Source organism: Amphibacillus indicireducens, from assembly GCF_039539605.1.
Lineage (GTDB): Bacteria > Bacillota > Bacilli > Bacillales > Amphibacillaceae > Amphibacillus > Amphibacillus indicireducens.
The window spans coordinates 23,986-49,676 of record NZ_BAABDL010000003.1 but is presented as its reverse complement, the minus strand read 5'-3'; the positions used below and the strand labels follow the sequence as shown (position 1 = coordinate 49,676).

At 37.0% G+C, this 25,691-nt stretch carries 25 protein-coding genes; 6 read left to right on the top strand and 19 right to left on the bottom strand.

The features are described from left to right. Positions 1-130 precede the first annotated feature (130 nt). A complete protein-coding gene (locus tag ABD814_RS00460) occupies positions 131-1,129 on the bottom strand; it encodes an acrylyl-CoA reductase family protein (RefSeq protein WP_344909333.1) in 999 nt (332 codons plus the stop codon). Positions 1,130-1,502: 373 nt separating this feature from the next. Here ABD814_RS00460 and ABD814_RS00455 point away from each other — a divergent pair, with 373 nt between their 5' ends. Further along, positions 1,503-2,432 carry a DMT family transporter gene (locus tag ABD814_RS00455; RefSeq protein WP_344909331.1) on the top strand — a complete coding sequence of 310 codons (930 nt, stop codon included), beginning with the start codon at positions 1,503-1,505 and terminating at the stop codon, positions 2,430-2,432. Positions 2,433-2,552: 120 nt separating this feature from the next. Here ABD814_RS00455 and argD read toward each other — a convergent pair whose 3' ends face one another. The 12 genes from argD to ABD814_RS00395 all read right to left on the bottom strand — a co-directional run bounded on the left by argD (position 2,553) and on the right by ABD814_RS00395 (position 14,878). Beyond that, positions 2,553-3,725 (bottom strand): acetylornithine transaminase, encoded by a 1,173-nt coding sequence (gene argD, locus ABD814_RS00450; RefSeq protein ID WP_344909329.1) that lies wholly within the window; start codon positions 3,723-3,725, stop codon positions 2,553-2,555. After that, the gene (gene argB / locus ABD814_RS00445; protein ID WP_344909327.1) at positions 3,718-4,506 is read right to left on the bottom strand and encodes an acetylglutamate kinase; all 789 of its coding nucleotides are present in this window, start codon (positions 4,504-4,506) and stop codon (positions 3,718-3,720) included. Before argB ends, argD begins: the two co-directional genes overlap by 8 nt. 13 nt (positions 4,507-4,519) lie before the next feature. Beyond that, the gene (gene argJ / locus ABD814_RS00440) at positions 4,520-5,746 is read right to left on the bottom strand and encodes a bifunctional glutamate N-acetyltransferase/amino-acid acetyltransferase ArgJ (protein ID WP_344909337.1); all 1,227 of its coding nucleotides are present in this window, start codon (positions 5,744-5,746) and stop codon (positions 4,520-4,522) included. Between the two features lie 10 nt (positions 5,747-5,756). After that, a complete protein-coding gene (argC, locus tag ABD814_RS00435; protein WP_344909325.1) occupies positions 5,757-6,794 on the bottom strand; it encodes an N-acetyl-gamma-glutamyl-phosphate reductase in 1,038 nt (345 codons plus the stop codon). Positions 6,795-7,698: 904 nt separating this feature from the next. Then, complete coding sequence (locus ABD814_RS00430) at positions 7,699-8,088, bottom strand: OsmC family protein (RefSeq protein ID WP_344909323.1); 390 nt, start codon at positions 8,086-8,088, stop codon at positions 7,699-7,701. Positions 8,089-8,170: 82 nt separating this feature from the next. Continuing rightward, positions 8,171-8,656 carry a threonine/serine exporter family protein gene (locus tag ABD814_RS00425; RefSeq protein ID WP_344909321.1) on the bottom strand — a complete coding sequence of 162 codons (486 nt, stop codon included), beginning with the start codon at positions 8,654-8,656 and terminating at the stop codon, positions 8,171-8,173. A 21-nt stretch (positions 8,657-8,677) separates the two neighbouring features. Further along, entirely contained in the window at positions 8,678-9,421 is a 744-nt protein-coding gene (locus tag ABD814_RS00420) for a threonine/serine exporter family protein (protein ID WP_344909319.1), read from the bottom strand. Positions 9,422-9,455: 34 nt separating this feature from the next. Continuing rightward, a complete protein-coding gene (locus ABD814_RS00415; protein WP_344909317.1) occupies positions 9,456-10,616 on the bottom strand; it encodes an MFS transporter in 1,161 nt (386 codons plus the stop codon). Between the two features lie 98 nt (positions 10,617-10,714). After that, complete coding sequence (locus ABD814_RS00410) at positions 10,715-10,843, bottom strand: hypothetical protein (RefSeq protein ID WP_344909315.1); 129 nt, start codon at positions 10,841-10,843, stop codon at positions 10,715-10,717. A gap of 122 nt (positions 10,844-10,965) precedes the next feature. Then, positions 10,966-11,598 carry a response regulator transcription factor gene (locus ABD814_RS00405; protein ID WP_344909313.1) on the bottom strand — a complete coding sequence of 211 codons (633 nt, stop codon included), beginning with the start codon at positions 11,596-11,598 and terminating at the stop codon, positions 10,966-10,968. Between the two features lie 266 nt (positions 11,599-11,864). Next, the gene (locus ABD814_RS00400; RefSeq protein ID WP_344909311.1) at positions 11,865-13,004 is read right to left on the bottom strand and encodes a family 43 glycosylhydrolase; all 1,140 of its coding nucleotides are present in this window, start codon (positions 13,002-13,004) and stop codon (positions 11,865-11,867) included. Between the two features lie 203 nt (positions 13,005-13,207). Next, positions 13,208-14,878: a formate--tetrahydrofolate ligase gene (locus ABD814_RS00395; RefSeq protein ID WP_344909309.1), complete on the bottom strand. Its 1,671-nt coding sequence runs from the start codon at positions 14,876-14,878 to the stop codon at positions 13,208-13,210. Positions 14,879-15,148: 270 nt separating this feature from the next. Between ABD814_RS00395 and ABD814_RS00390 the strand changes: the two genes are divergently transcribed. From ABD814_RS00390 to ABD814_RS00375, 4 genes are all read left to right on the top strand, one after another. Further along, a complete protein-coding gene (locus ABD814_RS00390) occupies positions 15,149-15,874 on the top strand; it encodes a class I SAM-dependent methyltransferase (RefSeq protein ID WP_344909307.1) in 726 nt (241 codons plus the stop codon). Next, a complete protein-coding gene (locus tag ABD814_RS00385) occupies positions 15,861-16,655 on the top strand; it encodes a DUF2268 domain-containing putative Zn-dependent protease (RefSeq protein WP_344909305.1) in 795 nt (264 codons plus the stop codon). Before ABD814_RS00390 ends, ABD814_RS00385 begins: the two co-directional genes overlap by 14 nt. Positions 16,656-16,785: 130 nt before the next feature. Beyond that, a complete protein-coding gene (locus tag ABD814_RS00380) occupies positions 16,786-17,061 on the top strand; it encodes a hypothetical protein (protein ID WP_344909303.1) in 276 nt (91 codons plus the stop codon). Between the two features lie 207 nt (positions 17,062-17,268). Then, positions 17,269-19,824: a LamG-like jellyroll fold domain-containing protein gene (locus tag ABD814_RS00375; protein ID WP_344909301.1), complete on the top strand. Its 2,556-nt coding sequence runs from the start codon at positions 17,269-17,271 to the stop codon at positions 19,822-19,824. 69 nt (positions 19,825-19,893) lie between these two features. Here the strand turns inward: ABD814_RS00375 and ABD814_RS00370 are convergent, their stop codons facing one another. Continuing rightward, complete coding sequence (locus ABD814_RS00370) at positions 19,894-20,490, bottom strand: DUF1836 domain-containing protein (RefSeq protein WP_344909299.1); 597 nt, start codon at positions 20,488-20,490, stop codon at positions 19,894-19,896. A gap of 134 nt (positions 20,491-20,624) precedes the next feature. Between ABD814_RS00370 and trhA the strand changes: the two genes are divergently transcribed. Next, a complete protein-coding gene (gene trhA, locus ABD814_RS00365) occupies positions 20,625-21,272 on the top strand; it encodes a PAQR family membrane homeostasis protein TrhA (RefSeq protein WP_344909297.1) in 648 nt (215 codons plus the stop codon). Between the two features lie 45 nt (positions 21,273-21,317). On the opposite strand, the gene ABD814_RS00360 is transcribed toward trhA, so the two are convergent. The 5 genes from ABD814_RS00360 to ABD814_RS00340 form a co-directional block, all read right to left on the bottom strand. Beyond that, the gene (locus ABD814_RS00360) at positions 21,318-21,656 is read right to left on the bottom strand and encodes a hypothetical protein (protein ID WP_344909295.1); all 339 of its coding nucleotides are present in this window, start codon (positions 21,654-21,656) and stop codon (positions 21,318-21,320) included. Between the two features lie 109 nt (positions 21,657-21,765). Then, positions 21,766-22,374: a YpjP family protein gene (locus tag ABD814_RS00355; protein WP_344909293.1), complete on the bottom strand. Its 609-nt coding sequence runs from the start codon at positions 22,372-22,374 to the stop codon at positions 21,766-21,768. 180 nt (positions 22,375-22,554) lie between these two features. Next, the gene (locus ABD814_RS00350; RefSeq protein WP_344909291.1) at positions 22,555-23,325 is read right to left on the bottom strand and encodes a CPBP family intramembrane glutamic endopeptidase; all 771 of its coding nucleotides are present in this window, start codon (positions 23,323-23,325) and stop codon (positions 22,555-22,557) included. A 136-nt stretch (positions 23,326-23,461) separates the two neighbouring features. Then, complete coding sequence (locus ABD814_RS00345) at positions 23,462-24,637, bottom strand: TraB/GumN family protein (protein ID WP_344909289.1); 1,176 nt, start codon at positions 24,635-24,637, stop codon at positions 23,462-23,464. 154 nt (positions 24,638-24,791) lie between these two features. Beyond that, on the bottom strand, positions 24,792-25,643 hold the full coding sequence (locus tag ABD814_RS00340) for a DegV family protein (RefSeq protein ID WP_344909287.1): 852 nt from the start codon (positions 25,641-25,643) through the stop codon (positions 24,792-24,794). Positions 25,644-25,691 lie beyond the last annotated feature (48 nt).

Sequence of the window (25,691 nt, the reverse complement as noted above, 5' to 3'; positions counted from 1 at the left end):
AAACAAACCCTCTAAACCCTTTTACATCAAGGATTTAGAGGGTTTTTCATTTAATTAAGTGTCAAACTCGGGATATTAATACAATTCGTACGTACATTCAATAAGAAAACATTGAAATATTAAGAGAAAATTAAATTTGAACAATTATTCGACCTAATGATTGTTCGGATAAGAGTTTAGGTAACGTTTCTTCTAATTGCTCTAAACGAATGACCTGATTGGTAATGTGATCGAATTGTTGATCAGTTAGCTTTAGGTCAGTTGCCATCCGATCCCAGATTGCTTGTCTTTTTTCCATTGGGCAATAGACGGAGTCAATCCCAATTAACCGAACACCACGTAAAATAAATGGATATACGGACGTCGGCACTTTAATTCCACCTGTTAAACCACTCACTGCGACTACCCCGTTATAGTTTAATTTACTAAGAATCGCGGCTAAGGTGTCTCCACCAACTGGATCGACGGCACCCGCCCAAGTTTGTTTATCAATCACTTTAATTTTTTCACCAGTAACTGTCGTTCGATCAATGATCGACTTAGCACCAAGTTGCTTTAAAAATGGATGGGCTGATTGTTTTCCTGTACTCACTTCGACTTGATAGCCGAGGTTAGCAAGCATTGCAGTCGTAATACTCCCAACACCACCAGAAGCACCCGTTACTAAAACAGTCCCACTCTCAGGCAAAACTTGTTGAGCTTGCAATTGGTCAATTGAAAGTGCTGCCGTTAAACCGGCTGTTCCGTAAATCATCGCTTGCTTTAAAGTCATTCCTTCTGGTAGTGGTATAACCCATTCCGCTTTAACGCGTGCATATTCACTATAGCCACCGTCATGACTGACACCGAGATCATAGCTAGTCACAATCACTGGATCTCCTTCAGTAAAACGATCATCTGCTGATTCAACTACTTGTCCGGCGAGATCAATTCCCGGAGTTGCTGGATAGTTTTTAATAATTGGACTATCCGACATATTAGCCATTGCATCTTTATAATTCACACTAGAATAGCGAACACGAATTAACACTTCACCCTCTGGTAAATCAAGTTCAGTCAGTTGTCGGACACCACGCACCAGTTCTCCGTTATTGTTTTCTAATCGATAAGCTTTAAATGTCTCATTCATTGTTAACACTCCTCGTATTGTAATCTTTAAAATTAAATGTACTCATTAAAATTAATTATTCCTGAATTATTCATATGACAGGTTGTCATATGAATAATTCACTTTTTAAGTGAGTGCGTACATATAAATAGAACTAATCTAGTAAAGCATTGCCACTTACTTTGCGATAAAATACGAATCATTCAAATTGATTATTGTTTTTTAACTTTCATTTAGGTGTTGCGTGATGTATTTGATTAAATTGTATCAAAACTTACTCCTACTTTACACCTTTCACGTGATCAAGATTTAAACGATCAAAACTTGACAGTACTACACCAATGTCTATACACTACTAGCAGATTCAATATACATAAGACTGGGTGTGGCAATAATGAAAGGAAAATCAATTTATTATCTTGGACTTATTTTTGTTTCAATTGTATGGGGCGTGAATTTTGGCGTCTCACGACTAGGGATGGACATATTCCCTGCGGAGATTTTCGTCTTGATCCGTTTCGGGCTAGCAGTACCAATCTTATTTCTCGTGTTAAAATTCAAAGAAGGTAGCGTTAAAGTTGATAAAAAAGATTTACTTATGCTAGCAATTATCGGCTTATTCGGGATAACAATTTTAGAAATTGTCGTGATGTACTCGATTAAGTTTACGACACTTGCTAATGCATCATTGTTAAATGTTGCACCATGGCCAATCTTTGTTGCCTTGTTTGCACCATTATTTACTCGTGAAAAAATGACGATGAGACTTGTTATTGGTGGTGGAATTGCTTTTATCGGGGTGACATTAATCATTCTAGGTGGGGAAGATAGCTTTAGTTTAAGTTCCGATTATATGATTGGAAATATTCTCGCCTTTTCAATCAGTATTCTCGGTGCTTTATTTAACTTATCTTATATGCCTCTGATGAAAAAATACTCTCCATTGAGAGTAACAACTTGGTATATCTTATTTGGATCAATCTTTATGATTCCATTTACAGTTAACAAATGGGATGCTGTACTCTGGTCCAATATCAATGGCGTCACATGGTTAATCATCTTTTATAATGTTGTCGTTTGTTCAGTATTAGCTTTTATTATTTGGAATCTTTCAATGAAACAAGTTGGTGCGACGAAATCAAACTTCTTCCGTTATTTTGTACCAGCTGCAGCATCAATTGCTGGTGTGTTTTTATTTAATGAAATGATTTCAATTGCTCAAATAACGGGTGGGGTCATTATTGTCTTTGGTTTAGCATGGATTGTTTCTGAGGACAAACGAAAGCCATTGGCAAAACCACCTGTTCATGAACAAACTAGTTAATGACTTATTTAAATTGAGCTCAATCCAAGTGCAACGATCACTCAGCCCATCAATTTAACAAAAAATAAATTATTAATAAAAAAGCAGCGATCCTTTTCATAAAGGAAGCTGCCTTTTTTGTTAATCTGCTAATACTTTTTCAAGTCGGATAATAAATTGAGCGATTTCTTGTTTTGTTGTTGTTAGGGGTGGTAGTAGTCGGACGACTTGTGGGCCGGCGACGAGGATTAATAGTTGTTGTTCCTCTCTTGCTCGATTAACATAATCGATCGCTTGTCCTTCAAGCTCAATCCCAATTAAATAGCCTTTACCACGCAACCCTTTAACTTGATTCATTTGACCGCATAGCGTCTGTAACTTCCCCCATAAATAATCACTATTCTCTTTTACCATTGGTAAAAATTCAGCTGAGGTCATTTGCTCGATCGTTGCTAAACCGGCAGCTGTCGCCAAAGGATTACCGCCAAATGTTGATCCATGTGCACCCGCAGTAAAAGCTCGAGCAACTTCTTTTTTAGCTAAAACTGCACCGACAGGAAATCCAGAACCTAAACCTTTGGCAAGTGTAATCACATCTGGCTCAATCCCGTATTGCTGATAGGCAAAAAGTGTGCCGGTACGACCCATTCCTGTTTGCACCTCATCAATAATCAAGAGCAGGTCATTTGTCTTACAGAGAGAGACAAGTTGATCTAACCATACTTGGTCAGCTGGATGCACACCACCCTCACCTTGAATTAGCTCAAGCATAACGGCACATGTTTCTGGGCGCACCAGTTGTTCCAATGCTGCTAAATCATTATAAGGTAAGTAGCGAAAGCCTGGCATTTTCGGCTCAAATCCAGCTTGAATTTTAGCCTGACCCGTTGCAGCTAGAGTCGCAAGCGTACGCCCGTGAAACGATTGCTTAAAAGTGACAATTTCATATTGATCGGTCTGTTTTACCTTCTGTGCATAACGCCGTGCTAATTTAATTGCTGCTTCATTTGCTTCAGCACCACTGTTACTGAAAAAGACTTGATCAAAAACACTATGCTTCACGAGTTGTTCAGCAAGTAGTTCTTGATTTGGAATTGTATATAAATTAGAACAATGCCACAGCTCACCTAACTGCCGTGCTAAAGCAATTTCTACTGACTTCGGTCGGTGCCCCAAGTTACACGTACCAATTCCAGCCGTGTAATCTAAAAATTTTACTCCGTCTTGATCCCAAACATAGCTCCCATCACCTTTCGTTAGTGTGATTGGAAACCGATTATATGTCGGCATAACTGCACTAAAATCCTTAAGCATAACTAATCTCCTTCAATTGAATTCGCGTGCCAATTTTCTCGCCTTGAATAAAATCAAACAGTGCATGCTCATCCATTCCGTTCACAATTGACACTTCTGAAGCACCAGCAGTTAAGGCGTCAAGAGCAGCTTGAACTTTTGGAATCATGCCACCATTGATCGTCTGATCCTCAATTAATTGCTCAATCTTTACTTGGTCTGCATAATGAAGCACTTCATCATTGACGAGGACACCAGGAATATCACTAATAAAACAAAGTGGTGCCTGTAATGATGAGGCAATTGCTGAGGCCGCTACATCGGCATTAATATTGTAATGTTGATGATCTTGCCCAATCGCAATCGGAGAGATGACTGGAATATAATCTTGATCAAGTAACGAATCAATGAGTTCTAGATTCACCTTTTTGATTTGACCAACAAAACCATACTTAGCCACATCTTGAATCGGCGTTGCTTCGAGCAATTGACCATCTATCCCACTCATCCCAATTGCTTTAGCATCTTGGTCAATCATACGGCGGACAATTTTTTTATTCACTGATCCACTTAAAACCATTTCAACAACATCCAAAACTTCTTTCGTCGTTACACGCAAACCATTAACAAAAGTTGTTTTTACATTCATTAGTTTCAATTGGCTCGTAATCATCGGACCACCGCCATGGACTATAATTGGCTTGATTTTCTTCGTTTCTTGAAGATTCACTAAATCTTGAAAAAACGATTCTGGAAGCTGATCAACAATACTTCCCCCACATTTAATAACTAAATATGACATCTCTACACCTCATTTATGTTCGATATAAAGCATTGATTCTAATATATTCATATGATAAATCACAACCCCAACCTCGGGCGATTTGATTCGATGAGCCAACCTTAACGAATATTTTTACTTCATCTTGCTCTAAGTCATGTTTTAGCTCAGCTTCGTCAAATCTTTTTGGTAATCCATTTTCAACTACCGTCTTGTCACCAATTTTGACAATGACCTGATCGGGATCAAACTGGACACCGCTATAGCCAATTGCAGTAATAATTCGACCCCAATTCGCATCAGCACCGTGAATGGCTGTTTTAACTAAGTTTGAGCTAATTACCGCTTTAGCCATTTTACGCGCATCCGCTTCAGTTTCAGTTCCTTCAACTTCAACTTCAACCAACTTTGTCGCACCTTCACCATCACGGGCAATTTCTTTTGCTAAAAATTGAAAAACCTCGCTTAGCGCTTCAGTGAAAATCAGCCATTCTGGATGATCTCGATTGAGCAATTGGTTATTTGCTAGACCATTAGCCATGACAACAACCGTATCATTCGTTGATGTATCACCATCGACTGTGATCATATTAAAACTCTGATTTGTTTGATCCTTCAACTCTTGCTCAAGCACAATTGGGTCAATAACGGCATCAGTTGTAATGAAACCCAACATTGTTGCCATGTTCGGATGAATCATTCCTGATCCTTTGGCAGCACCACCAATTGTAACAACTTGATCATCGATCTTCATCTGCAAGGCAATCTTTTTCTCTCTCGTATCTGTCGTTAAAATTGCCGATTCAAATGATTCAGGAGACTGTTGATCGAAATTGATTGCTTTGATTCCTTTCGTTACCTTATCCATAGGTAAAAACTCACCAATTAAGCCTGTAGAGGCAACCGCTATATAGTGACTTTCTGTTGTAAGCTTTTCTGCCATCTGCTCCCTCATTTGATAGGCATCATTTAAGCCACGATCACCAGTACAAGCATTGGCAATCCCTGAGTTAACGATGATTCCACGTAGTTTTTGCTTAACCGCAAGACTCGCTTGGGTCACTTTTAACGGAGCAGCTTGAAAAAGATTTTTCGTATAAACAGCAAATGCATCTGCTGGTGTTTCAGAAATAAGCCAGCCTAGATCGAGTTTTTCTTTTCGAATCCCACAACGAAGCCCACCTGACTGATAGCCGATTGGCGCCGACACGCCACCTGCGACTTTTTTTATCTTCACTTTATCTATTGTTGTACGCATTATAATTACCCCCCTATGGATAAATTGGGATTTGGTGTAAGCCTGTTCGTTGATCCCAACCAGCCATTATATTTAAGTTTTGAATCGCTTGACCAGAAGCCCCTTTTACTAAGTTATCGATCACAGACACGACGATTAATTTATTTGTTCTTGAGTCAACTTGAAATCCGATATCACAATAATTACTCCCATAAACTTCTTTTGTACTTGGAATTTGACCATTTTCTCTAATTCGGACAAAAGGTTGGTCTTGGTAATATGACTGATAAAGTTCAGTAATTTGCTCATTTGTTTGTTCAATCATTAAATTCGTATAACTCGTCATTAAGATCCCACGAGTCATCGGTATAATATGAGGTGTGAAATTCACCATGATTGAATCATTTGATTTTTCAGATAGTTCTTGTTCGATTTCAGGAATATGTTTATGATTGCCGAGTTGATAAGCTTTTGTATTTTCATTCATCTCAGAAAAGTGTACATTTAATGATAAGCCGCGCCCAGCACCTGATACACCTGTTTTTCCATCAATAATAATTGATTCGGTTGAAATGATCTGGTTTTCAATCAATGGGATTAAAGCAAGTAAGCCGGCTGTTGGAAAACAACCCGGATTGGCAATAAGGTTTGCTTCTGAAATCTGGTCTTGGTAAATTTCACTTAATCCATAAACAGCTTGATCTAAGTATGCTTCGGCTGTAGTTTCAAAGTTGTACCACGATTTATATAATGCTGGATCTTTCAGTCGCAAGTCACCAGAAAGGTCGATGCATTTTAAGTTTGCTTCAAGTATGTCTGAAACGAATCGGTGGCTGACGTTTGATGGTGTTGCTAAAAATACTAGGTCAATGTCGTCAGCTAGTTTTTCTAAGTTTAAGTCTTTCATTGGTTCATCAATAATTGTTGTCATTTGCGGATAAATTTCTGAAAAATTTGCTCCTGCTTGTGAATGTGAAATGATTTGAGTCAGGTTTACGTTTGGATGTTGTTGTAATAATCGTGCTAGTTCAACGCCACCATAGCCTGATCCCCCAACGATTGCTACTTTCATTTAAATCAACACTCCTTATTACCATTGTGATTAATTATTATACTCGATGATGTATTTTTATGCAATATTTATGTATAATTAATTTATATTTATTTTATTATTGAATAAATATTCATTTAATTGAATTAACTGATAAACTCTCATGACAAATAAAAAACACCTAAAAACATTGAGATTCAAGAATTTTAGGTGTTTTTTCAGTAGCGCAGCATAAAAAAGTTAAGATAAAATCAAGTGATATGATCAGTTCTAAGTGAGAGGATCACACCCGCAGCTGAGAGATGTTTCGCTTTCCTCGAAAATAAAGATCAATTTTCTTCGTGCGATGCGTTTTCGAAGAAGCTTTCCTTATCCTACGGGCAGGTGTTTATGGTGGGACGAGTAATCGCAAATGTCTTCGGTGGGACGAGTAACCGCAGTCCCAGTCCCAAGGCTTGAGCTAACTTAGCCAAGCAAAGACCGCTTGTCAAAGTGGATCTCAAGCTCTTGCTTTTCCCGTGGGAGTCTACACATCTCTCATCTGCTAAATTGTATCTTTCCTGCGTTGAATTGCAAAAGCTCTTTTTTATTCTGTAGGAAAGCAGACATGAGCGTAGGGAAAATATGAAGACACCAGCGGGAAAAGCGTGAGCCGAAGATCCACTTGGGGGAATGTTAGACTAAGATCGCCACGTCGTGTGGCAGATCTTTTGGTGGGACGAGTAACCGCAGTCCCAACGTCTAACTGACCCACATCCTGTGCGCCCGAGGCACGCCCGCGGTAAGCGAAATATTTTCCCGTAGCGGTTGTATTGATCGATCAATATCCGTTATCTCAAACCACAACGATAAAAATTGACATAGGAAAGAAAAGTTTATGCAATGCTACTGGTGTTTTTGTTTAATTTTGTAAAATTTACTTGATTTATTCTGATGTGACGTTGATTGGGACACCGTGTTCAATTGTGTTACCCATTGTACAGCCACGTTTAGCAGATTTGACGAGACGATTTCTTAACTTTTCATCAACCTCTGCATCAAAGATAACTTTAACATCGAACTTTTCCATTCGTGATGGGCGAGCTTCTTGGTCTTTCGTTCCATCAACTTCAATTGTATAACCTGGAATATCTAACCCGTCTCTTTCAATTAAGGCATCTAAAGTTAGACCCATACAAATAGCAATTGAACTATTAATGAAATCACCTGGTGTAAAAGCATCTATATCACTTCTACCTGACTTTGCAATTTGAACCGTACCACCATCATTTGTTATTCTATGTGCTTCCCCTGTTGATTTTTTCAATTTAATCATAGAGAGCCACCTCCTACATTTACATGATACCTTTATTTTAACGAACCCATTCCATTAATGCACTTATTCGGCTTAGAGCGATTTAATCTGAGTCCAAGCTGGCAACCCCTTTTCGATCATATTCGCTATGATATTTTCTCCAATTCATATTTCGAATCAGTTGATTAATGATTTCAGAAACAATCAATCCGAGTGCAATCGCACCTGATATCATCGCAACTGTCGCTCCTGCTGCGATCGCGGCATCGTACTCATTAACAACAAAAAAACGCATCGCATCATAAGACATCCCTCCAGGAACGAGCGGAATAATCCCAGCCAAATTAAAAATGATAATTGGCGTCCGGAAACGTTTTGCGAGGATTTGACTTGCGATTCCAACTACAACCGAAGCAAGTAATGTTGCGATTACAATATTCAGATCATAGATTCGTGATAATCCTATAAAGACAAACCACCCGACCATACCGACCGTGCCGGATTGCCATAATACGTTTACTGGTGCATTAAAGATAATTGCAAAGCCTACAGCAGAAAAAAAACTTACAATTAACTGTTCAAATAGCATCTAACCACCTCATCAAAATGATTAATAAAAGACTAATAAGACAACAGCAACTCCCGCTCCAATTGCAAGAGCTGTTAGAATTGCTTCCACACCTTTAGTAATCCCTGATACCAAATGCCCTGCCATTAAGTCACGAACTGCATTAGTAATTAAGAGCCCGGGAACAAGTGGCATCACTGAACCAATGATTATTTTATCAATATCTAATCCTGAGTGAATCATAATCACTAAAAACGCGGATAAAGCTAAGAAAACAGATGCTAAAAATTCAGCAAAAAAGCGAATTTTAAGGACTTCATGAAAACTGAGCATCGAATAATAACCGATCATGCCGACAATAATTGCCGGTAAAAATTCAAGCCAACTCCCTTGAAACATAATCGTAAAACAGCCACTAGCAAAACTAGCTGCAGCTATTTGCAACCACTTTGGATATGTTTCACTATTCGCTTCAACTTCGAGGAGTTTTTCACGTGCCTCTTTGACAGTTAATTTACCAGCAGAAATGTGTCTGGATATACTATTCACCTTTGATACTTTGTCTAGATCGGTCGCCCTTACATTAATTCGCACAAAATTAGTTGGTGAAGTCATGTCTTCAGCAAACATAATTGCGGTTGGCGTCGCATGAATCTGAGCATCTTCCACCCCGTATGCTTGAGCAATTCGAGTCATTGTGTCCTCAATTCGATACGTCTCGGCACCATTTTTCAACATGATTTCCCCCGCTAATAAACAAACCTTAGTGATTCTCTCCTGCTTCATATTAGCCCCCCTTAACACGATAACCGGAATTCATTCATACGACTCTTGTTGTTTTTCTAATAATTATATGATATAGCAAAATGAAGCAAGATCCAAGCAGAGCTAAAATTGCCATCACAAAATACAAAGTAGCCCCACCAAATTGTTCAAACAAGTAGCCACCACCCAGCGAAGCAACGATCCCCGATATCCCAAAGATGACTGTTGAATACAATAAATGTCCACTTGTTTGCAGTTGGACGGGGATCAATCTCGTCACATATTGAAATGACATTACAAAAAAAACACCATATGATAAACCATTTAGTACTTGAAAGATGATAATCAAGCTTGGGGTTGTAATTAAACTATACAACATCCACCTTAAAGAAAAAATTAGTCCAGAAGCAACAATAAAAATAAGTGGGTGTAATTTTTTTAACCACTTACCCGCAAATGCAATGACTAATGCCTCGCTAACGACTCCGACAAACCAGGCAATTCCAACGAGATTGTCGCCTCCACCTAACTGATTAATGAATAAGCTCATATATGAATCGTTCATTCGATGGGTTACAGCGACTAAAAATAATGCAGCCAAAAATAAAATTAACGGTGGATTTTTAAATAATTTTTGTAAGTCCTTAATTTGAATTGATGTTCTTTCAATTGTCACATCTTTTACACGTGTACTAATAAATAATGTCACAGAGGCCATCATAAAATAAGGAATAATTAAATATTGAATGCCTGTCCAGTCGACAATTTCTCCAATTAAAATTGAAAAAGTAGCAAATCCGATTGAGCCCCACGTTCGGATCGATCCAAATGGAACACCGAGTTGTTCTGCTCTTCGTTGAGCGAGACTATCGGATAAGGGAGCAATTGATGATTGAAAAAAGTAAAAAACAATCGATAATCCCAAGATGATGATTAAGTTTTTGGCTTGAAAGTAGAAAAATCCACTGATCAATAGACCTATTAAAGTCATGATCAATACTTTTCTGACCGTTTGAAATTTATCACTTATAAATCCCCAAAATGGTTGGGCAACAATTGATACTGCCGGGCCAATTGCCAGCACCCATCCAATCTCTTGACCACTTAAACCGCGGTAAGTTAATAGTAATGGCAAAAAACTAACGACCATTGTATTAGCCCCATAAAAACAAAATAATAACATCTTTAGTGGCCAAAGCGAATCTTTATTTGTCAACAAACTTTCCCCTCTCAAACTGTTATTCTATCTAAAATCATCGCTTAAAAGGGAAATAAACTCAAGTTTTAAGAGAACTCGAATCACAGCTTAGATAATTAAAACAAGTTTTGCTCTCTACCTGGAATAAATGGGCGTTTAATTTCTTCTTCGTCCAGATCCATTCCAATTGTAGTAGTAGTCACTAATAGAAATACAATTAGTGAGAGTGTAAAAAGTTTTCTCATGTTTTGTAGCTCCTCATTCAGATTTAATGCTACTTAATATGAGCGTTAATCATTTATTTATCCAAAAAAAATAGACAATCTATAATTTGAAAAGTAACTTCCTTTTCAAAAGATTGTCTATTTCACAAGTTAACCCATCGTTTGCGTAAAGCATAAAGCACTGCACCTGTTCGGTCTGGTACGTCTAACTTATGTAAAATAGAACTGACATAATTTTTTACTGTTTTGTCTGATAAAAATAATTCATTAGCAATTTTAATATTACTGTAGCCTTTAGACAATAATTGTAATACTTCCCACTCCCGTTCCGACATTAAATCTCTTGGAGGGTCAACTTGATCGGATTGTGACTGAATATAAATATCTAATAATCGATTTGATAGTTGGGAATGAAAAAACCGCTGATCAGCATAAACCTGATTAATCGCTTTTATCAATGTTTCTTCGTCAATCTCATAATAAATGTAACCGGACAAATCCATTTTAAAGATCTCTGGAAGTTGTCGATCACGTAAATCTTCAACCCAAGCAACCACTCGCTTATCTTTAACTTGAAAATGGTCAATTACTTCCTGAACATCGATATTCATTTTAATATCGATAATGATCACGTTGGCTTCTTCTCCATGTTGATAGATTTCTGTCAGATCATTTGTGTTACACAGTGTTAATTTACTATTTGGAAAATGACGTTTTAACAGCCCGAAAATTCCATCACAAACTAATGATGATTGTTTAATTAGTAGTATGTTCATTTAAAAAACCAGCACTTCCTTTTTCTTGATTTCATCTAGACTAACCGAACAAGATAGCAGACAATACTTATGTTAACTACTTACTTATGTTACTTTTTAATGAATCAGACGTCAATAGTATGCTGAAAATTGATACTTATATCACTTTTCCCCAATTCAGGAGATGCAATTGGTATTATATTGATTTAATAAGGATTATTATAACTTGACAACAATTATAAAGCAAATAAAAAAGGATCGAGTGAGCTACTCAATCCCTTTTATTGTTATAGATAATTAATTTTTGCAATGACTCGTTCGTCAGTTGGTTCAACTTGATCACCTGGTATACCAAAGTATGGTGTACCATCTTCATTCCAAAACAGTCGCTTAATCCGCGCATGACGGTTGTGGTCAAATAGTGAATTTCCTTCAATTTTCTTATAAGGTCGAGCGTGGTAAACAAGTAGATCATATCCATCTTCATCTACACTAAAACTATTATGACCTGGACCATATTCTTTTGTTTCTTCACTCGTTACGAAAACTGGTTCAGGCGTTTTATACCAAGACTTAGGATCTAGCAAGTCTGCTGTAGCATCAGCAGATAAATAGCCAACAGCATAAGTATGGTCTGTCGCATTACCTGAAAATGCAATGAAAATTTTATTGTCTCGTTTAACAACTGCTGCACCCTCATTCACCGCAAAGACACTTTTCTCCCAATCATATTCAGGTGTTGATAAAAGCACTTGATTTTTAATCGTCCACGGATTTTCCATTTCACCAATATATAAATTTGAAATTGTATCATTATCGACTTTTTGTGCCCAAACTAAATACTGTTTGCCATTATTTTCGAAGGTTGTTGCATCTAACGAGAAGCTTTGGAATTCAGTGTTTACTTGTCCTTTTTCTACCCACGTACCAGTCAATGGATTGTCATCCGCACATTCTAAAACATATGGCCTAATTGCCCATACATCTTCTTTTTCCCCAGCAGCAAAATGAATATACCATTTTCCATCAATAAAGTGGATCTCTGGCGCCCAAATATGCTCAGACATAATTCCAGTTTCATGCGCCTCCCAAATAACAACTTCTTCTGCTTCTGGTAATTCCGTGATCGTTTTTGCTCGTCTTAAAACAATCCGATCATATAATGGATAAGACCCGGTAAAGTAATAATATCCGTCTGTATGTTTATATAAATAGGGATCCGCTCGTTGTTCGATAATTGGATTTGGATAAGTTGTTACTCTAAGCTTCCCATGAACTTCAGTCGATTCAGGAGTGATATTTTCCCATTCAACAGGAAACTTCGCTTTTAAGCCATTTTCTAGCCCTACTTCAACCTCGTTAGGTAATTCTGGGTTCGCTCCCTTTTTTATAGTTAATTCTAGCGTTGGTATCTCTGTAATTCTCATAACGTTCTCCCTCTCATATGTATGTTTGCACTTATTATATCAAATATGTACATATAAGCAATAGTAATTTGACTCATTTCACCAACTTATACGTATGATTATCAATCATAATGAGGATCGAGTTAAATAAAAAGAGCTGAACCCTAAATGACATCATTAACATTTTAGAATTCAGCTCTAGATTAAATTATACGATTGAAAACTTAAAATAAACCGGTAATTTCACCTGTTGCATCAATATCCATTTTTAGGGCTGCTGGTTGTTTTGGTAAACCAGGCATTGTTAACATCTCTCCAGTTAAAGCAACGATAAATCCCGCACCGATCGATGGTCTGAGTTCACGGATGGTAATTGTGAAATCTGTCGGTCGACCTAATTGATCAGGTTGATCTGATAGTGAGTACTGTGTTTTTGCCATACAGATCGGTAAGTCTCCCCAACCATGTTGACTAAATTCATTAATCTGTTGTTCGGCTAATGCAGAATATTTCACAGTAGATGCACCGTAAACACGCTTTGCAATGGTATCGATTTTTTCTTTAATCGATGCAGTTAACGGATAAAGTGGTTGGAAATTGACTTTTTGTTCGGCTATTTTCTGAATCACTTGGTTAGCCAATTCAATACCACCCTTACCTCCATCTGCCCAAACTGTTGTTAAGGCTAAAGAAATATTACGCGCTTGACACCAATCTTCAATAACTTTAATTTCTGCAGCTGTATCAGTTGTGAAATGATTAAGTGCGACAACATATGGTAAACCAAATGATTCAATTGTCTCAATATGTTTAGCTAAATTCGATAAACCTTCATTCAATGCAGCTAAATTTTCTTCAGTTAACTTATCTTGCTCAACACCACCGTGCATCTTTAAGGCACGAGTCGTCGCAACAATAACAACCGCTTTTGGATCAAGATTACCAGCTCTTGATTTAATGTTTAAAAACTTCTCGGCACCAAGGTCAGCACCGAATCCCGCTTCAGTTACTACGTAATCAGCTAATTTACCTGCCATCCTTGTTGCTAACAAACTATTACAGCCATGAGCAATATTTGCAAATGGTCCCCCATGAATAAAGGCAGGCACACCCTCAATTGTCTGGACAAGGTTCGGTTTGAGTGCGTCTCGTAGTAACATCGCCAATACACCCTCTACTCCTAAATCAGCAACAGTTACAGGACTGGAATCAACGCGATAACCAACGACAATTTTTGATAGTCGTGCTTTTAAATCTTGATAACTATTTGCTAAACATAAAATCGCCATAATTTCAGAAGCAACAGTAATATTAAAGCCATCTTCCCTAGGCACGCCTTGTTTAACACCACCAAGACCAACAACGACTTGACGTAAAGCCCGGTCATTTAGATCAACAACACGCTTCCATGTTATTTGGCGCGGATCAATTTGTGCCTGATTCCCTTGGAAAATATGGTTATCAATTAAAGCTGCTAATGCATTGTTTGTCGCTGTGATCGCATGAATATCACCAGTAAAGTGTAAGTTGATCTCCTCCATCGGAACAACTTGAGAATAACCTCCACCGGTTGCTCCGCCTTTTAACCCCATTACTGGACCAAGCGACGGCTCTCTCAATGCAATCGCTGTTTTTTTACCGAGTTGCTTTAAGGCTTGACCTAAGCCTACTGTGACTGTTGACTTACCTTCACCTGCAGGCGTTGGATTGATTGAAGTGACTAAGATCAAATTGCCATCTTTTTCATTGTTCAATCGATCTAATAATCCCAAAGATAGTTTTGCTTTGTATTTCCCATACGGCTCCCATTCCTCGTCAAGTATGTCTAGCCCATTAATAATTGACTGAATCGGTTTAAGTTTAGCCGCTGTCGCAATCTCTAAATCTGTTTTCATTTGATTATCCACTCCTTAAACACGTACATTTTCTATTTTTAAAATATAATCATTCGTATTATATCATTATTTCTTAACAAAAAATGCTCATTCAACAAATAGACCCTATTTTGTGAGGAATCGAGCATACTTAACCTCACCAATCTAACGTCAGACTATTTAGAATTATTTAATATCTTACTATACTTTGAGAAGAAGGTAAATATGTAATCGAAAAGAAATTCAATCATAGAATATACAAAGTTTAAAAGATACTGAGGAGTGGTTCATATGGAATTTAATTATACATCGATGCTCGCTCATTTAAATATTGCGAGTGCACATCCAGGTGGGCTTTCAGCAACGAAGAAGGCTTGGGAGCAATTAAAAAAATATCAACATCATTGCATTTTAGATGCAGGTTGTGGGACGGGAAAGACTTTAGAATTTTTGACTGAAGTAACGAATAGCCGTTTAATCGGAATCGATCAAGATCAAGCGATGATTAAGCTAGCTAAACAGCGATTAAAAGGCAAACCTGTTGAGCTAATCCAAGGAAAGCTTCAAAAACTCCCCTTTGAATCAGGATCAATCGATTGCATCATTTCAGAATCAGTTGTCTCATTTAATCACGTTGAGCCAATCCTTAGTGAGTATAACCGAGTGCTTCGCCCAGGTGGCATCCTTCTGTTAATTGAAATGACGGGCGATCAAACTTTAACACAGGAAATGATCAAAGAGGTTGAACAATTTTATCAAATTAAATCGATCTTATCACTTGATGAATGGATTGAATCGCTTGAAAAAGGACAATTTGACTTAATTGATTATTTCCCTTTATCCGCAACTACTGATGGCGACGCTGAGCTTAAAATTACACCTGACACAAATCAAATCTTCTTAGACTATTTAAATCATCACTATCATCGTATTGAGTCGTTCCAAAAAGAATTAATCGGTTACCAGTTCTTTTGTCAAAAGAAAATGACGGAACAAACTAACGATGACTCTATTTAAAACAGATCAATTAATTCATAACTACTTAAAAGCTGAACAGTTGAATTTAAGTACGCAACAAAAAGAATTAATTGAACCTATCCGAGCTTATTTTCCCGATTGGACTTGTCGAGATATCCAGACAACTCTACTAAAACACGGTTTATTTAATCCAGCTAATTCTACCCAGATTATCCTAAAAAAATGGTTAGATCAAGATTACCGAACAATAGTGGAATCACATTTTAATGACTTACAAAAAGAGTGGTCGGGTCCTGATCTTAGTATCTTTCTCTTTCCAATCGACGTTCTCAAGCAAAACACTCATGAATTCGATCAACATATTTCTGGTTTAGGTTTTTCTGATAAAATTTTTCTCTTCTGTGATTGGCAAACAAGCAAAAAGTGGCTGTATGCAACATTAGCCCATGAATATAGCCATTCAATTCGTCTCCAAAAACTACATGGTAATGATCCCAATATCCGCTTAAAAGATACTTTGATCTTAGAAGGGATTGCTGAATGCATCACAAGAAAGCTTTATGATATTTCACTATTACCTAAATCAGTCCAAGTAAACGACGAATTAAAAGGTGCTTTTGAAAAATGGATCAAACCTCATTTAGACATTTCGATCAATCACCCACTTCATCACCATCTTATTTATGGCATCGATCCAATTCCTAAATACTTAGGTTATTCTATTGGGGCTTATTTAGTTGGTCAATGGTTTGCTACACAGCAAATAAAAGTCAATGAGCTAATTTATATTCCAACTGATGATTTTTTCGAACAAAGTTGAAGAGTATATTTCCAATAACTAAACGAATACCCTCTACAATTACACGATTCACACATACAGTATGATAAGTGCTTTATCACTATGCATTTAAGTAACTAAACGACTTCTACAAGTAGAAAGGAGATTCTCTATGCCTAACTATTACAAGTTGTGTTGTGATAATATCGGCAAACCTGTCGCGATTCGGACAGTTGATGGCCAAGAACATCGAGGCGTAATTCGCCAAGTAACACCGACACATGTTTACATTGAACCACTAGCTAACCAAACTCAAGGCTTTGGAACACCATATTACCAATATGGCCAACCAGTTCAACCTTATGATCCATATCGACCCGGGTTCGGTCTTGGCATCGCACTTGGGGTAATCGGAACACTTGCTATTCTCCCTTGGTTCTTTATTTAATAACCTTGTTTAAGTAAATGACATGCTATAGCGCAATCGCCCTCACAAATTCAGCTTAGGGAGATTGCGCTATCTAATTAAGACTTCTGATTTAATCATCCAAACAAAAGCTTCTTAAAAACAATGGGAAAGTCATTGACAAGTAACCTCTCGATACATAGAATGTAAGTACAAGTTAATATAAACGCTTACAAAGGAGAACACTTTATGTCAAAAAAACATCTAAGTATTATAGGTATAATAATCATTGCTGTTATCGCATTTATCCTACTTATTAATCGGGATCTGACAAATAATTTATCTGAACCAGAGTCAAAAGCTCCTCAAATAAATGATGTCACACGAGAATCAAATTTAACAAAACCTAATTTTAAAAACGTGTCCGTACATGATCCTTCTATCATTAAGGTAGATGATCTCTACTATGTATTTGGGACACATATTGAAGCAGCAAAATCTGATGATTTAATCGATTGGACTTTATTCACTAATGGCTATAAAACGCCTGATAATATCTTATATGAGAATTTATCTGAAAATCTAGCACAATCATTTGAATGGGCAGGAGAAAATGATGCAGACAGCTATGGCGGTTTTTCTGTTTGGGTTCCTGAGGTTTTCTGGAATGAATATTATGTAAATGAAGATGGATCAACAGGCGCTTATATGATCTATTACAGTGCATCTTCAACTTATATTCGGTCAGCAATTGGTTTTGCGGTATCACAAAATATTGAAGGACCTTATCAACACGTGGATACACTCGTTTATTCAGGATTTACAAACTATGAAGCTTATGATAAGAACAGTGAAGTAAATAAATACTGGGAAAATACACACATTCCAAACTTGATTGAACAAGGGATCTTAACTAGCGAAAATAATAATTGGTTTGACCACAACGGTGAGTATAACAATCGGGATTTCCCAAATGCAATTGATGCAAATTTATTTTTTGATGCAGATGATCGGTTATGGATGTCATACGGGTCATGGTCAGGCGGTATTTTCCTGTTAGAGTTAGATGCAGAAACAGGAACTGCGATTTATCCTGGTGAAGATAGTGAAACTAGTGACGGGCGTATGATCGATCGCTACTTTGGAACTAAAATATCTGGCGGTTACACTAAGTCAGGAGAAGGTCCTTATATTCAATATAATCCTAATACTAATTACTTTTATTTATATGTTACTTATGGTTGGTTAGGTGCTGACGGTGGATATCATGTCAGGCAATTTCGATCAGAAAATCCTGATGGTCCCTATCTCGACGCAGATAATCAACCAGCTGTATTACCTGGTGATGTAAATCATGCACAATACGGTAATAAATTGTTTGGAAATTTTATGTTTAAACGTGAGTTAGGTGAACCTGGAATGGGGCCTGGCGTAGGTTATTTATCACCAGGTCATAATTCAGTTTTCTTAGATGAAGAAACAGGTGAGGAATTCTTAGTTTTCCATACACGCTTTCCTAATCGTGGCGAAGCTCATGAACTTCGGATCCATCAGATGTTCTTAAATAAACATGATTGGCCAGTTGTCGCTCCTAAACGTTATGCTGGCGAACAACTCGATCAAGAACTATCAATCGGTGATTTAATTGGTGATTATAAATATATTAATCACGGCAAAGATAACAGCGCAGAACTAAAAGAAACACAAATCATCCGTTTACATGAAGATGGAACAATTACAGGCGCAATCGACGGAACTTGGTCACATGATGGTTATTACGCAACAATTACGATAAATAACATTGATTATGATGGTGTTTTTGTAGAGGTATGGGATGAAGTGCAAGATGAAGCGGTTATGTCTTTTACAGCATTATCGAATAAAGGGGTAACTGTTTGGGGTGTGCAGTCAGCTGGATCGACTCTAACCGCTGAACAGATTGTTAGTAATGTTGAGCGAGACTTATCAGTAGGCAATCCAAATAATATAACAGATGATCTCAATTTAATTGAATCAGGCTTTTTAGGGACAACAATTACTTGGGAATCATCAAACACATCAGTTCTTTCAAACGATGGAAAAGTAACTAGACCAACAGGTAATGATGAAACGGTAACTTTAGTAGCAACAATTGAAAATGGTGATGTAATCGAAAGAAAAGAATTTAATTTAACAGTCTCAGGTACACGTGAGGTCTCATTAAGTGCTCATTATGCTTTCGATCGTGATTTATCTGATTCAGTTGGTCAATTTGCAGATGGAGAAGCGACTGGTGAGCGCATCGATCAACTTGACGGTGAAATCACTTTTACAGACGGTATTGTTGGTCAAGCTGCTGTATTTGATGGGTCATCAGGAATAAGATTACCTGAGCGATTAATTGAGGGGGATGCGTATTCGGTTTCATTTTGGCTCTATCCTGAAGCACTAACGCAACATACGACTACTTTCTTCGCTGCAGCTAATCAAAATGAATGGATCAGTGTCGTACCATTTGGTCATAACGGTGAGACAATCGTATGGGCGGGGAGCAATGAATGGTATGATGCTTCAACCGACATACTCATTAGTGAAGATGAATGGACTCATATCGTTTTAACCGCAGAATCTGGAAACTTGATGATTTATTTAAATGGCGAGCGCTATTTTGAAGGTAATGATTTTCCGAGATTGTTTAACAACAAAGCGTACTTTGGTTTAGGTGTCAATCATTGGGATCCACCTTTCCAAGGCCTAATCGACGAATTAATGATCTACGATGGTGTGATCTCTTCCACTGAAGTAATGGAGTTATACCTCCAATAAAGAGTTGATCCTATTAAGTCTCTCAAATCATTAATAGACAATTAAAAACTAGCTGGAATTTAGATCCGGCTAGTTTTTTTGTTGGTCATTTTCAACAACTGTTTCGGTTAATTGATCTGTCAAACGTTCAGCAAGCTTCCGGTACATATTACTTTTATGGACGAAAGAAAAGATTAAGAATAAATTTCTTAAGTAGTCTTGATCCTCAAAGTTAATTGCTTCGATAACTTGTTCAGCTTCTTGATTGATTTCCGGCAAAAATTGCGTTAAATCTTCTACTTGCTTGCCCATCAATTCAACATACTGATCATACAGCTTATCAAGATCAACCCCACCTGCTACAACTGAATCGTTTAAGTTCTGTAATGCCGTTTTGGTATCACTAATTGATAAGGACGCTTTTAATTGGTAAATAAATTGAATAAACATAATATGCTCTTTCGAATAGCGTTTATTTTTAATCGGAAACAATAAATCTCCTTTAGCATAATTGTTAATCATTGTTTTCGTTAAAATTTTTTCTTTCTCGTCACGCTTTCCTGGAGCATAAATGCCTTCGAACAATTGAGTCACTTGATCGACGTATAAATCAATTTTAGGGATTTCTTCTCGTATAATAATATCATCAAGATGGAGTGACGCGACTAATTTTTCTAGCTGATCCACTGTAACACCCTCATTTATTAGTTTTTATTTATTATAGCGTATTTTTCTCCAAAGGTAAATATTGACGACTCAACACGTATGTAGTATCATTTCATTACATAGTATTGAAAACTAGATGATGGAGGTATAGTGTTATGGAACGTTATATGAGAGAACCCATTAATGGGTTAACCCATTTGTTTGGGGCAGTTTTAGCGATTATTGGTACGATTTTTTTAATGATTAAAGGGAGTCAAACATTAAATTCTACGCTTGAGTTAAGTTCATTAGTTATTTTTGGTATTAGCATGTTTTTACTTTATAGTGCATCAGCTACTTACCATATGGTGATTGCATCAGACAATGTCATCGCTTGGTTGCGAAAACTAGATCATTCGATGATTTACCTGCTAATCGCTGGTACATACACTCCATTTTGCCTCATTACATTACAAGGGACGATTGGCATGGTTGTCCTAAGTATTATTTGGTTAGCAGCAATTAGCGGGGTTGTATTTAAATTAATTTGGTTCCATAGCCCAAGGTGGTTATCAACAGGACTGTATATTTTAATGGGCTGGCTAATCATTTTTGCCATCGTGCCACTTGCTGCTAATTTAGCTTTATCTGGGCTTATTTTATTAATTACTGGCGGAGTTATTTACACACTCGGGGGAATAATTTATGCACTTAAACCTAGATGGCTAGAGAGCAAATATTTAGGTTTTCATGAAATTTTCCATTTGTTTATTTTAGCAGGTTCATTGGCACACTTTTTCAGTATCTATCTTTATGTTATTTAAGCCAAGTCTAAAACTAAACACCCAGCAAATGCTGAGTGTTTAGTTTTAGTCAAATAGTGAGCGATCAACGTGACCGTCTAATTTTTGAATCTCGACAAGTATATCATAGAGATCATCTTGACCGATCTCAAATGAAAGTATAATGTTTCTTTGTTCTTGATCATCCTCAACATCTTGGAAGCCCATTACCTGTGAACCAACCTGCGTATTTCCAGCAGTTGTCCCTGAAGCACTATATGGCACATACGGCACAACTAATCGGCCTTGATTGTTTTCTTCCAATTGATCAAGCATGACATTACTTGTCGTAAATTTACTTAGTGTTGCTCTTAATTGCTCGGCTTCGTCTTCTGTTCGAAAATATACTTGTACATATTTAGTCATTATGTTTGTCCTCTCTTAACAGAATTTGTGTTAGTTTATTTTTCCCCAGTCAAGAAAAGATAAACATGCGCATAAAAAAACTAGATTAAGGTGTTTACCTCATCTAGTTTTAGCTCATCCATTTTGGCGGTGTATCTTTGCTCCAATAGATGTCTGCAAATTCATAATGTGTTTCGAACTGATCTTGGGCTAGGTGATAATGGAAATTGAACCAATAGCCATCTAGTGGACGATTTTCCCTACGTACGTGAAACTTAGCAATGATTTTTTCAGATTCTTCATCATATAAATCAAAGATTTTCTCCCCATAACCAGAGACTCGATTTTCAATAATTGAAAGATTAAATTGTTGATCTGAACAGTTCGTATCGATCAAGTTAGAGACGACTAATTCTAGATTAGGTAAGACTTGTTCTGATATTTCATCGCGTAGCTGTGTATGAATTTTAGGTCCTAATTTACCAATCATGTGATCCTTAGCTTCCTCAATTAGTTCTGCTGCAGGATCTTGGTCGGTTGTCTCGTAGTCATCTAGATCATCTAAGTAAATCGGAGGATCGTAAATAAATGTATTCGGATTTTCCGCAGTATTTTTATTTGACTCGGTTTCTTTACCATTTGTGTCTGCATTAATTTCTAAATCAAGAGGAGGAACATAAAAGCCCAAAGTCATGATCGCCACGATTAAGACAAACAATTTTTTAAACCATAATTTCATTTGGATGTTCCTCCTTTTAGTTAAAGTTTTATTACTTATATTTTATCATACAAATGCCCTGAATAGAGGGACAATTTCAAATTGTAACCTTATTGATATTTTTTCTTTACTTTTTACATAATTAAGTTTAAAGTCGCGCCGATTCTGACGGTGAATCGCACTGGATTGGCGCCATTCAAATCATCCACTTGAAATAACCAAGGACAATAATCCATAAGTTGCTAGGGCATTCCAAATCATATGAAAGACGATTGGAACTACGAGCGATTTTGTTCGGTAGTATAGTAGGGCAAAAACAAGTCCAATCACTGCTGTTGATAAATGATGACCCAGATGTAACATACCAAAAATAATAGCTGAAACGATCAGGGCAACTGCTAATCCCAGCTTATCTTTGATAAAACCGAAGATTAGTCCACGAAAAATGATTTCTTCTGTAATTGGTGCGATTACAACAAAGGCGATCACAAGTAAACTAATATTTATAAAGTTGAGTTCAATTTGATCCAAGCCAAACAAGCCAACCTGACTTCCTGCTTGCTCCCATTCTAAAACATAATTAAATAAGTACTGTGCATAGTAAACAACAAAATAGGCACCAATTATGAAAAGGTATGTTTGCCATTGCTTAAACACTTGAAACTGAAATTTTCCCTGTAAATAGTTACGGGCACTTTTAAAGATCAGCATCGTGATCAGAAAAGCGACTAATTCTAACAGTGAGAGATATTGGATTTGATCAAGTAAGTTGACCATATTTGTTTGAAAAATAAGATCAATCAAAGTCGCTATCACTGCTGCAACAAAAATAACCGCAATCGGGATCACAAAATACGCAACTAAAAATAAGAATAATTTCCCTGGCGTTAATTCAGCCTCAACAAGATTGATTTGCCTTCCACGCATATAATGTTGACGTTCATTTTCGTTAAAATCTTCATGTTCTTCCATCCGTTTAACCCCTCCGCTTGATCATTTTTATATAATTGTCAACCGATTCAATTATAATTGAAATCTGTTATGATTAAAACCCTTATTTTAAAAAAATAACCTTTAAATACAAGTTTGGATTTAAAGGTTAGCTTCGTTACATGATATTTTCAATAAATAAACGAGCAATATCTGTTCCTGCCACAATCGTTCCTAAAGTACTCCCTAAATTCGTGATAATAACGACAAGTAACACTCTTGTGACTTTGTTTTTCCAAAAACCTTTAATGGAATAGACATCTTCGTTAAGTTTTTCAAAATCACTTACTTGTGGTTTATTAAAATAAGCTTGGACTAATCCTGCCAATATTCCAGCAGCTATAAACGGGTTTAACGATGTGATTGGTGAAGAAATAATCGCCGTTAAAATGGCTAATGGATGGCCAAATGCGATTAAGGCACCGAGACCAGCTAATGAACCATTCCAGATTAACCAACTTTGCATTTGTTGCCAACCTGCATCTGGGTTTAAGAAAAATGTTGATAGAATTAATGAAATAACCAAAATCGGTATAATCCAACCTAATCCTTTTTTCCAATTTGTTTTTTTCGGAACAGTTGTTAATGCTTTTAAATCATGATCGTGATTCATTTCTTTGGTCACACCAGGTATATGAGCTGCACCAAGGACAGCAACAATTTTCTTGCCTGGTGCTCGTTTAATTTTTTCAGCTAAATACTGATCCCTTTCATCAACTAATGGTTTTTTCAAACTTGGGAAATATTCAGTAAACTCACTTAAAATCGCATCAATTGAATCCTTTTCCTTCAATTGCTCAAGCTCTTCCTCAGTGATTGTTTCATTTGAAAATATACCGGCAATAATTTGCGTCAGCAGCATCATCTTTCCTTTAAAGCCTACACCGCCCCAAATTCTTGCAAAAGTAACTTGGATATTCCGGTCTGCAAGCACAAGCTTTGCGCCAACCGCTTCAGCTGATTCAATCCCTTGAATCATTTCTTGTCCAGCTTCAATGCCAAACTGCTTCGCCATTCGCTTTTGAAAAGAAGAGATCGCTAAGTTCATAATCAATAATGTTGCCTTCTTCTCTTTAATGACCTTAAAAATGTCCATATCCTTCCACTTGTTGCCGTCTCTTATCGATTGATAGCGTTGTTGGTCAAGTTCAATACAAACAGCATCAGGTAGTTCTGCTTCGATCACTTGCTTAACTTGTTCAGCACTTTCCTTTGATACGTGAGCCGTACCAATTAAAATATATTCTTTACCATCTTGCTCAATTCTCGTTATATGGTTTTCTTGCTCTGACATCAAATGACCTTCTTTCACGAATTGCTTTCTTGTTATTATATCGTACTTATAGCTTAAAGAGAATCATAACGGCTAACAATATCAGTTTTTTCAAGCTCATTAAAACCCCCTTAAATCGTTAAGAGGGTTTGAGTAACTGAGATTATTAAATTTCTTAGTTTTCCATAAATAATACACCGAGAGTATTTGGCCCACAGTGTGAGGAAATTGTACAGCCCGCTCGAGTAATTAGAATTTCTTCAAAACGATAATTTTGTTCAATCAATTCTTTAACAGTATTAATGTTTTTTTGATCTGTACCAGAATGCGTAATAAAAATACGTTTCTTATTAATTGTCGCCTCGTCCTGTAGTTGATCGTCAGTATAATGTTTTAATACTCTGGGTAAGCTTCCGCGATACTTTTTCCCTACCGTCATCTTACCACTCTCATTATCAACTTTAATGCTTGGCTTTATATTTAATAGATTTGCACTAATATTCGCAAGCGCCGAGCACCTGCCACCTTCGTAGAGATAGGTGAGTTTATCGATCACAAAACTAGCCCGAACTTTATCCCTCAGCTGATTAATTTCTTGATAGATTTGCGCTGCTTCCATACCTCGTTCAATTCGCTCGGCCGCCTCAATGACAAGCAAGCCCATCCCTGTGGAAAGATTTCCAGAATCGATTACGTAGACATCTGGTAATTCTTCCGCCGCAAGTAAACTATTTTGATGTGAGGAAGATATGCCTGAACCGAGACTAATATGAACCACAGCAAAACCTTGATCTGTCCACTGTTTAAAGTGGTCAATATATTCAATTGGATTTGGTGCGGACGTTTTAGGTAGAATTCCTTTTGCTTGGTATGTTGCATAAATATCATCCGGTGAAATATCAACACCATCTCGATAATATTGCTCATCTAAATTAATATGTAGGGGCTGGATATTTACGTTATAGCGTTTAATTAAATCATCGGTCAGATCACATGTACTATCTGCACTAAGAATTACCCTTTTCAATTGATTGTGCCTCCTATTTTAAATTAAAGTAACAAAGTATTGGTGAAG